The following is a 2095-nucleotide window of genomic DNA, read 5'->3' as shown; positions in this document are numbered from 1 at the left end:
GCTCACGGCGTTTCTTGGACACTCAACGGGGGGGCGTGGGGGGCGGGGCGCGGCGCCGCGCGCGGTTTCGGCGTCGCCTGCCGCCCGCCGTCCCGGCGGTAACGGAAACGGGGCCCGGATGCCGTGGCATCCGGGCCCCGAAGAGCGGCGGCGATCAGCCGAGCAGCGACACCACCGCGGGCGAAGAAGACGACGAAGCCGGCCGCGACGATCCACAGCAGCGGGCTGACCCGACGCGCGCGACCCGAGAGGGCCTGGATCAGCACCCAGCTGACGAAGCCCGCTCCGATGCCGTTCGCGATCGAGTAGGTCAGCGGCATGACCGTCACGGTGAGGAACACCGGGATGAGCACCGACAGGTCGCTCAGGTCGACGTGGCGGATCTGCGCCATCATCAGCGCACCCACGATGACCAGCGCCGCGGCGGCGATCTCGCTCGGGACGATGCTCGTCAGCGGCGTGAAGAACATCGCCAGCAGGAACAGTCCACCCGTCACGACGTTCGCGAGACCCGTACGCGCGCCCTCGCCGATGCCCGAGCCCGACTCGATGAAGACGGTGTTCGACGACGACGACGTGGCACCACCGGCGACGGCGCCGATGCCCTCGATGACCAGCGCCGAGCGCAGGCGCGGGAAGGTGCCGTCGGGGGCGGCGAGGCCGGCCTCGCGCGAGAGGCCCGTCATGGTGCCCATCGCGTCGAAGAAGTTGGTGAACACCAGCGTGAAGACGAGCATCAGCGCGGCGAGCACGCCGATGCGCCCGAACGAGCCGGCCAGGTCGACCTGGCCGACGAGCGACAGGTCGGGCAGGCTCACCCACTGGGCGGGAAGCGTCGGGACGGTCAGACCCCAGCCGCCGGCGTTGCCGTCGGCCTTGGCGCCGAGTCCGGCGACCGCCTCGACGATCACGGCGATGACGGTGCCCGAGAGCAGGCCGATGAGCAGGGCCGCCTTGACCTTGCGCACCAGGAGCACGGCGGTGATGACGAGCGTGAGCACGAACAGGGCCGTCGGGATGGTCGCGATCGACCCGCCGACACCCAGGCCGACCGGGGGAGAGCTCAGCCCGGTCGAGGTGACCAGGCCGCTGTCGACGAAGCCGATGAAGGCGATGAACAGACCGATGCCGACCGTGATCGCGGTCTTGAGCGCGAGCGGCACCGCCTCGAAGATCATGCGGCGCAGACCCGTGACCGCGAGCAGCACGATGATGAGGCCGTTGATGACGACCAGCCCCATCGCCTCGGGCCACGTGACCTCTCCCACGATGCCGACGGCGAGGAACGAGTTGATCCCCAGTCCCGCGGCGAAGGCGAACGGCAGCCGCGTCACCAGACCGAACAGCATCGTCATGACGCCCGCCGTCAGGGCGGTCACCGCGGCGACCTGCGGGAAGCCGAGGGCGTTGCCCGAGACGTCGGGGGTGCCCGACAGGATGATCGGGTTGAGGATGACGATGTAGGCCATCGTCACGAAGGTGACGACACCGCCGCGGATCTCGGCGCTGACGGTCGAGCCGCGCGCCGTGATCTCGAAGAACTTGTCGAGACGGTTCTTCGGTGCGGGAACGGTGGTGGTCTCGGGAGCGGAAGCGCTCATGAAGGGCTCCAGGAAAGAGGGGGAGGGTCTGGACCGGAGGGGGAGACGCCGACGTATCGTGTGAGCTATGTCACTCTCAGGAGAGTATCTACCCAGCACCAGCGAATGGGCCCGCACCCAGGCGGAGACCTACGAAGCCACGGGGGGCCAGGAGTCCGCCGACATGCGGGGCGTACCCATCATCGTCCTCACCACCGTCGGCGCCAAAACGGGCGGTCTGCGCAAGACCGCGCTGATGCGCGTCGAGCACGACGGCAAGTACGCCGTCGTGGCATCCAAGGGTGGCGCTCCCGATCACCCGGCGTGGTACTTCAACCTCGTCAAGAACTCCCGCGTCGCCCTGCAGGACGGCGACGTGAAGAAGGAGTACGAGGCGCACATGGCCGAGGGCGCCGAGCGCGACGAGTGGTGGGGCTACGCGACCGACGTCTGGCCCGACTACGACGAGTACCAGAAGAAGACCGACCGTCGCATCGAGCTGTTCGTCCTCGAGC

Annotated in this window: 2 protein-coding genes; one reads left to right on the top strand and one right to left on the bottom strand. The window is 69.1% G+C overall.

Annotation, left to right across the window (positions count from 1 at the left end; translation table 11 throughout):
- Positions 1-2: 2 nt before the first annotated feature.
- Complete coding sequence (locus DBR36_RS12635; RefSeq protein WP_258222815.1) at positions 3-1601, bottom strand: NCS2 family permease; 1599 nt, start codon at positions 1599-1601, stop codon at positions 3-5.
- A 67-nt stretch (positions 1602-1668) separates the two neighbouring features.
- Here DBR36_RS12635 and DBR36_RS12630 point away from each other — a divergent pair.
- On the top strand, positions 1669-2095 hold a 427-nt coding region (locus DBR36_RS12630; RefSeq protein WP_108319903.1), incomplete at its 3' end, for a nitroreductase family deazaflavin-dependent oxidoreductase.

This window comes from Microbacterium sp. HMWF026, from assembly GCF_003061325.1.
GTDB classification, from domain to species: Bacteria; Actinomycetota; Actinomycetes; order Actinomycetales; family Microbacteriaceae; genus Microbacterium; species Microbacterium testaceum_E.
The sequence above is the reverse complement of the archived record's forward strand: the minus strand, read 5'-3'. Positions and strand labels throughout refer to the sequence as shown.